Below are 8,184 nucleotides of genomic sequence, written 5' to 3' on the forward strand. Positions count from 1 at the left end.
TGATGGTATGCATGTCCGCAGGCACTCGTTTGCCCGCCAGGTATACCCCCTGTTGTTGACCACTCCCTTAAGTGTCCTGTATCCCAATCAGAATACGGCACGCAAACGGGCTTGCCCCGGCAAAGCATGCTCAACTGATTCGCAACCTTGGACTCGTCAAGAGGTGTTCGCATATGGCCCTGAAAAAATCACAGCTCTACAGCTCCCTGTGGCAAAGCTGCGATGAGCTGCGCGGAGGCATGGATGCCTCTCAATACAAAGATTATGTCCTGACTCTGCTTTTCATGAAGTACGTCTCGGACAAGCAGGATTCGCTGATCGAGGTCCCGGAAGGAGGCAGCTTCCAGGACATGGTGGCCCTGAAAGGGGACAAGGAGATTGGGGACAAGATCAACAAGATCATCGGCCGTCTGGCTGAGGAGAACGATCTCAAGGGCGTCATCGACCAGGCGGACTTTAATGACGAGAGCAAGCTGGGCACCGGCAAGGAGATGCAGGATCGGCTGTCCAAGCTGGTGACCATATTCGACGGTCTGGACTTTCGGGCCAACCGGGCGGACGGGGACGACCTGCTGGGCGATGCCTACGAATACCTGATGCGCCACTTCGCCACCGAGTCGGGCAAGAGCAAGGGGCAGTTCTACACCCCTGCTGAGGTCTCCCAGATTATGGCCAAGGTGGTCGGAGTCGGGCCAAACACAAGCCAGGACCAGACCATCTACGATCCCACCTGCGGCTCCGGCTCCCTGCTTTTAAAGGCGGCTGACGAGGCGCCTCGGGGGGCGAGCCTGTTTGGTCAGGAAAACGACAACGCCACCTGGGCTTTGGCCAAGATGAATATGATCCTGCACGACTACCCGACCGCTGAACTGTGGAAGGGAAACACCCTGGCCGCGCCTTATTTCACCAACCAAAACGGGAGCCTGAAGACCTTTGACTTTGCCGTGGCCAATCCGCCGTTTTCCGCCAAGTCCTGGACCAACGGGCTGGACCCGGCCCATGATCAGTTCGGCCGTTTCGCCTACGGTATCCCTCCGGCCAAGAACGGAGACTACGCCTTTCTTCTGCACCTGGTCTCTTCCCTTAAAAGCAAGGGCAAGGGGGCCATCATCCTGCCCCACGGAGTACTGTTTCGGGGGCATAAGGAGGCCGACATCCGGCGCAACCTGATCACTCGGGGGTTGATCAAGGGAATCATTGGCCTGCCTGCCAACCTGTTCTACGGCACGGGCATCCCGGCCTGCATTGTGGTCATCGACAAGGAGCAGGCCCACTCCCGGCAGGCCATCTTCATGATTGACGCCAGCAAGGGCTATATAAAGGATGGAAACAAGAACCGCTTGCGGTCCCAGGATATCCACAAGATCGTGGACACCTTCAACTCCCAGCGGGAGGTTTCCGGCTACTCCCGTCTGGTGCCCATCAGCGAGATCGCCGATCCGGCCAATGATTACAACCTGAACATCCCCCGGTACATCGATTCCAGCGAGCCCGAAGACAAACACGACCTGGACGCGCACTTAAACGGCGGCATCCCGGACCAGGATATCGGGGAATTGGAGGCCTACTGGTCGGTCCTGCCCGGGCTGCGGGAGGCCCTGTTCACCTCCAATGGCAGGCCCGGATACAGTGAACCCCGAGTGGATACCCCGGAGGTGAAGTCCACCATCCTCAACCACCAATCCTTCCAGGCCTACACCGAGCGCATATCCGCCATCATCCAGGGCTGGGAGCAGGCCCACCGCTCGTATCTCATGGCCCTGGAGCCAGAGGTCAAACCCAAGGAGGTCATCCACACCCTGTCCACAGACCTTTTGGAGCGTTTTGCCCAGGTGGACCTCCTGGATCGCTACGACCTGTACCAGCGGCTTATGGACTACTGGCACGAGACCATGCAGGACGATGTGTACCTCATTGCCGCCGATGGCTGGCAAGAGGCGGCCCGGCCCCGGGGTGTGATTGAGGACAAGGAGCGCAAGATTAAGGAGAGCCCGGACCTGACCGTGAAGCGCAAGAAGTACAAGATGGACCTTGTCCCCCCGCGGCTGATCGTGGCCCGGTACTTTGCTAAGGACCAGGCCCGGATAGAGGAGCTGCAAGCCGCGCAGGAGAGCGCTGCCCGGGAGCTGGAGGAGTTTCTGGAGGAGCACAGCGGGGAAGAGGATCTGCTCAGCGAGGTCAAGAACGACAAGGGCAATGTGACCAAGACCGAGATCCCTAAACGGCTCAAAGCTCTCAAAGGCCAGCCGGAGGCCGAGGACGAGATCGCCGCCCTCAAAAAGTGCCAGAAGCTGCTGGAGGCCGAGGCCAGCGCCAAGAAGGCGGTCAAGGACGCCCAGGTTGATCTGGATGCCAGGGTCCTGGTTCATTACGGTTCACTCAGTGAGGATGAAATCAAGGCCCTGGTGGTGGATGACAAGTGGCTGGCCAGTATCCGGAAGGCCATACAGGGCGAGGTGCAGCGGTTGACCAACACCCTGGCTGGTCGGGTCAAGGAGCTGGATGAGCGTTATGCGCAGCCATTGCCGAGTATTGAGGGCGAGGTGGAGAAGCTGAGTCAGAAGGTGGCTGGGCATTTGGAGAGGATGGGGGTGCGGGTTGATGGCTGAGCGTAGCGAGACCAAGGAACAGAACGCTGTGCGAGATTCCGAGCGGGGCTATCAGGTGGTGCCGGCGGATGCCAACCAGAGCGACGTGCCGCCCGGGTATAAGCGAACAGAGGTGGGCGTTATTCCTGAAGATTGGAATCAACATGCTGTGGCCGATTTGGCTATAGTAAAAGGTGGAAAACGACTTCCAAATGGGCATACACTTACTGAATCAGCAACTCATCATCCTTACATTCGCGTAGCCGATATGCGTCCCGGGGGAGTTAAGAGTTCAGACATAAAATATGTTCCAGATGAGGCGTTTCATACAATCAGGAATTATCGTATTTACCAATCGGATATTTTTATAAGTGTAGCTGGAACTATCGGAATTGTGGGGGAAATTCCAAGTTACCTTGATGGCGCAAATCTAACCGAGAATGCAGACCGCATCACCAATATTAATTGTGATCGAAAATACTTAATGTATTGGTTGATGTCGGAACCAATACAAAGGGCAATTGAATCAATTTGTACTGTTGGGGCTCAACCAAAGTTAGCTCTGTGCCGTGTAGCTGGATTCCAGATTGCTCTTCCCTCCATGATAGAAGAACAACGCGCCATAGCCACCGCCCTCTCCGACGTGGACGCGCTGATCGACGCCCTGGACCGGCTGATCGCCAAAAAACGGGACATCAAACAGGCCACCATGCAGCAACTCCTGACCGGGGAGACCCGGTTGCCGGGATTTGAGGGGGAGTGGGAGATGAAGAGGCTTGGAGATGTTGCTGAAGTCTTCAATGGATATGCTTTCAAGAGTGCTACGTATACTGATTCAGGAATATATTCAATCATTACAATAGCGAATGTTCAAGATGGTAGAATGGATTTATCAGAATGTAGTATGATTAATGAGCTTCCTAGAGACTTGCGATCCCATCAGCGATTAAAGATCGGAGATCTACTAATCTCCATGACAGGGAATGTTGGTCGCGTATGTAGAGTAAATTACAACGATTGTTTGTTAAATCAGCGTGTAGGATTAATTGTATCACATTCTGTTTCAAAAGAATTTTTATATCAGCTTTTGAAGAACACATCATTTTTAATAGCGATGACAGGAGAAGCAAAAGGTGGTGCTCAAGGTAATCTTAGCAAAAATGATATTCTAAACTATCAGATAGCATTGCCAGCTGATCCAGAAGAACAAACCGCCATCGCCACCGTCCTCTCCGACATGGACGCCGAGATCGAGGCCCTGGAACGCCGCCGGGACAAGACCAAGCAGATCAAGCAGGGCATGATGCAGGAGCTTTTGACCGGGCGGACCCGGTTGGTTGAAGCACAAGCCACCGAGGCGGAACAGTGAGCGAGTCGCAGCATATCGAATGGAAGCAAAGTTGGCGGGACGAGTATCTGAAATGGATATGTGGCTTGGCCAACGCTGAAGGGGGCATTCTGGTCATTGGCCGTGGCGATGACGGAAATGTCGTGGGAATATCCAATGCCCAGCGCCTGCTGGAGGAAATTCCCAATAAAGTAAGGGATCTTCTGGGAATTTTGGTAGACGTAAACCTCCATTATGAAGATGGACAGGAGTACCTGGAGATCCATGTCGATCCCCATCCCAACCCGGTCAGCTACAAGGGGGAGTACTTCTATCGCAGCGGGAGCACCAACCAGGTGCTCAAAGGCGCAGCTCTGGATCGCTTTTTGCTGGGCAGACACGGTCGGACCTGGGATAGTGTTCCTCTGCCCGGAGGGGCGATTCAGGACTTAGACCCAATGGCCCTGCAACGTTTTCGCCAGAGAGCACAACGCAGCAGACGACTCAGTGCTGAGGCTCTGGCTGAGGATGATCACGGGTTGATCGACAAGCTGCGCTTGCTGGAGCATTCCTATCTTAAGCGGGCAGCCATTTTGCTTTTCCACCAAGACCCTGAACGATTCATTACAGGGGCCTATATCAAGATCGGGTATTTTGCCGGAGAAAGCGACCTGCGCTATCACGATGAAATCCACGGCAACCTTTTTGCGCAAGTGGATCAGAGCATTGATCTACTGCTCACCAAGTACCTCAAGGCGGGTATTCATTACGAAGGCATTCAAAGGGTGGAGAGCTACCCAGTTCCAGAAAGCGCATTGCGGGAGAGCTTGTTAAACGCTGTTGTGCACCGGGATTATGCCGTAGCCAGCCCCATACAGATCCGGGTATACCCTGATAAGCTGCTGGTATGGAATCCGGGTGAGCTGCCTGAAGGCTGGTCCCGGGAAAAGCTTTTAGGGCAGCACCCTTCGCGGCCATTCAATCCTGAAGTGGCCAATGCCTTTTTCTGGGCCGGGGAAATCGAGGCGTGGGGCCGGGGCATCCATCGTGTTTTTGAGGCCTGTCAGCAATCGGGAACCCCGGAACCTTCCATTCAGATTGAATCTGGAGAAATCTGGGTCGAGTTTCCCTTCTCAGTGTCCTACCAGCAGAGTGTTTCTTCGCAGTATCAACCACCAGCGGATACCAGAGTGCCTCCCCAGGAGACAGCCCAGAAAAGTTCGGGGAAAAGTTCGGGGAAAAGTTCGGGGAAAAGTTCGGGAGAATTGCTTGATATTATACGGCAAGAGCCCCGGACCACGATACCAGAAATGGCTGATATGCTTGGCAAAAGTTCCCGGACAATAGAAAAGAATCTGGCCAGGCTGCGCAAAGCCGGCAAAGTGGTACGGGTCGGACCGGCAAAAGGGGGCTATTGGAAGATCCTGGAGGAACCTGATGAATAAGGTCGGCCAACGCGAAATCCATACCCAGCAGCAGGTGCTCCGCTTTTTTGAAAACTACCTGGGCTATCGTTATCTGGGCAACTGGAAGGACCGGCCCAACAAGAACGTGCAGGAGGATTTGCTTTGGGCCTGGCTTAAGAACCAGGGCCATAGCGACAAGATTATCACCAAAGTCCTGAGGGAGGTGGATCAGGCCCGGGCCATCAGCGGGAGCAAGACCCTGTACCAGGCCAACCAGGAAGTCTACGGCCTGCTGCGCTATGGGGTGAGGGTCAGACCGGAGCTGGGAGAGCAGACCATCACCGTCTGGCTCATCGACTGGCATCAGCCCTTGAACAACGACTTTGCTGTGGCCGAGGAGGTAACCGTCACTGAGGAGCACACCAAGCGCCCGGACATTGTCCTCTTTGTCAACGGCCTGGCCCTGGGGGTGCTGGAACTGAAGCGGTCCACTGTCTCGGTCACTGAGGGCATTCGCCAGAACCTGGACAACCAGGACAAAAACTTCATCCGCCCCTTCTTCGCCACCGTGCAGCTGGTCATGGCCGGCAATCCCACCGAGGGGTTGCGCTACGGGGTGATCCAGACCCCGGAGAAGTATTGGCTGGAGTGGCGGGAGGAGTCGGAGCTGAGCGACCCTCTGGAGCGGGGACTTTTTCAGCTCTGCCGCCCGGAGCGCTTTCTGGAGATTATCCACGACTTTATGGTCTTTGATGCCGGGTACAAGAAGACCTGCCGCCACAATCAGTACTTTGGAGTCAAGGCGGCCCAGGATTTTGTCCGTCGTCGGCAGGGCGGAATCATCTGGCACACCCAGGGCAGCGGCAAATCCCTGACCATGGTCTGGCTGGCCAAGTGGATACGGGAAAACGTCCAGGATGCCCGGGTATTGATCATCACCGACCGGACCGAGCTGGATGAGCAGATGGAGAAGGTGTTCACAGGCGTCAATGAGCACATCTACCGGACCAAAAGCGGGGCGGATCTGATCAGCGTGTTGAACGACAGCCAGGAGTGGCTGATCAGCTCCCTGATTCACAAGTTCGGGGCCTCGGAAGAGGGGGATGTGGACTCCTTCCTTCAGGATCTTCAGGGCAGGCTGCCCAAAAACTTCCATCCCAAGGGCCAGATCTTTGTCTTTGTGGACGAGTGCCACCGGACCCAGTCCGGCAAGCTGCACGAGGCCATGAAGAGCATGCTGCCCGGGGCGGTGCTCATTGGTTTCACCGGGACCCCGCTGCTGAAAAAAGACAAGCGCAAGAGCATCGAGGTCTTTGGCCCCTACATCCATACCTACAAGTACGATCAGGCGGTGCAGGACGGGGTGGTCCTGGACCTGCGCTATGAGGCCCGGGACATCGATCAGCACATCACTTCCCAGGACAAGATCGACAAGTGGTTTGAGCTGAAGACCCAGGGCTTGAGCGACTTTGCCAAGGCCCAGCTCAAGCAGCGCTGGGGGACTCTGCAAAAGGTGCTCAGCTCCAAGGACCGCCTGGAAAAGATCGTCTCGGATATCCTGTGGGACATGGCCATCCGGGACCGGCTAAAGAGCGGACGGGGAAACGCCATGCTGGTGGCCGGGAGCATCTACTCCGCCTGCCGCTTCTACGAGCTGTTCCAGCAGACTGAGCTGAAGGGCACGTGCGCCATTGTCACCTCCTACGTCCCCTCCACCGAGAGCATCAAGAAAGAGACCACCGGTGAGGGGGAAACCGAGAAGCTGCACCAGTACCAGATCTACCGTCGGATGCTGGTCGAGCATTTTGACGAGCCGGAAGAGACAGCGGTGAAAAAGGTGGAAACCTTTGAGCAGGAGGTCAAAAAGCGGTTCATCAACGAGCCGGGACAGCTCAAGCTGCTCATTGTGGTGGACAAGCTGCTGACCGGTTTTGACGCCCCTCCGGCCACCTATCTGTATATCGACAAGCAGATGCGGGACCACGGCCTGTTTCAGGCCATCTGCCGGGTCAACCGCCTGGACGGGGAAGACAAGGAGTTCGGCTACATCATCGACTACAAGGATCTCTTCCAGTCCCTGGAGAAATCCTTGCAGGACTATACCGGCGGGGCCTTTGACGGCTACGATCCCGAGGATGTACAGGGCCTTTTGGAGGACCGTCTGAGCAAGGCCAAGGAGAAGCTGGAACAGACCCGGGAGTCGATCAAGGCCTTGTGCGAGCCGGTGGAACCGCCCCGGGACACCCAGGCCTATATCCGCTATTTCTGCGGCCCGGACAGCACAGATACCAAGACCCTGAAAGACAACGAGCCAAAACGGGTGGAGCTGTACAAGCTGGTCAGCAGTCTGCTTCGGGCCTACGCCGAGGTGGCCAACGAGATGCACCAGGCCGGGTACAGCCAGGCCGAGGCCCAGGAAATAAAATCCGAGGTGGAACACTTTGAACAGGTCCGAGGGGAGGTCAAGGTGGCCAGCGGGGACTATGTGGACATGAAGGCTTATGAACCGGCCATGCGCCACCTGCTGGATACCTATATCCGGGCCGAGGAGAGCCAGAAGCTCTCCGCCTTTGACGACATGACCCTGGTGGATCTCATTGTCCGGCGGGGCCAGGATGCGGTCAAATCTCTGCCCCAAGGGATTCAGAACAAGCCGGAGACCATGGCTGAGACCATTGAGAACAATGTCCGGCGGCTGATCATCGACGAGATGCCGGTCAACCCCAAGTACTACCAGAAGATGTCCGAGCGCCTGGACGCCTTGATCCGGGAGCGCAGGCAACAGGCCCTGGACTATAGAAAGTACCTGGAGCAGGTGGTGGCCCTAACCCGGGAGCTTGTGGGCCAGGATTCCAGGTCCGGC

General features: G+C 56.2%; 4 protein-coding genes (1 of these 4 running past the window's edge). All 4 read left to right on the forward strand.

Annotated features, from left to right (window positions below; translation table 11 throughout):
• The first annotated feature begins 173 nt into the window (after positions 1-173).
• Tightly spaced (each overlapping or abutting the next), the 4 genes in view from N902_RS0105340 to N902_RS0105355 form a layout consistent with a single transcriptional unit that may run on beyond the window.
• Complete coding sequence (locus N902_RS0105340) at positions 174-2,609, forward strand: type I restriction-modification system subunit M (RefSeq protein ID WP_027370091.1); 2,436 nt, start codon at positions 174-176, stop codon at positions 2,607-2,609.
• Positions 2,602-3,957, forward strand: a complete 1,356-nt coding sequence (locus tag N902_RS0105345) for a restriction endonuclease subunit S (protein WP_027370092.1) — start codon at positions 2,602-2,604, stop codon at positions 3,955-3,957. Before N902_RS0105340 ends, N902_RS0105345 begins: the two co-directional genes overlap by 8 nt.
• Complete coding sequence (locus tag N902_RS0105350) at positions 3,954-5,360, forward strand: ATP-binding protein (RefSeq protein WP_027370093.1); 1,407 nt, start codon at positions 3,954-3,956, stop codon at positions 5,358-5,360. The genes N902_RS0105345 and N902_RS0105350 overlap by 4 nt, the downstream gene beginning before the upstream one ends.
• A protein-coding gene (locus N902_RS0105355; RefSeq protein WP_027370094.1) for a type I restriction endonuclease subunit R crosses the window boundary here: on the forward strand, positions 5,353-8,184 show its 5' portion. It continues 249 nt past the right edge of the window; 2,832 of the gene's 3,081 nt are visible here — the first part of the coding sequence; its start codon is at positions 5,353-5,355; the stop codon falls past the right edge of the window. The genes N902_RS0105350 and N902_RS0105355 overlap by 8 nt, the downstream gene beginning before the upstream one ends.

This window comes from Desulfovermiculus halophilus DSM 18834 (assembly GCF_000620765.1).
Lineage (GTDB): Bacteria > Desulfobacterota > Desulfovibrionia > Desulfovibrionales > Desulfothermaceae > Desulfovermiculus > Desulfovermiculus halophilus.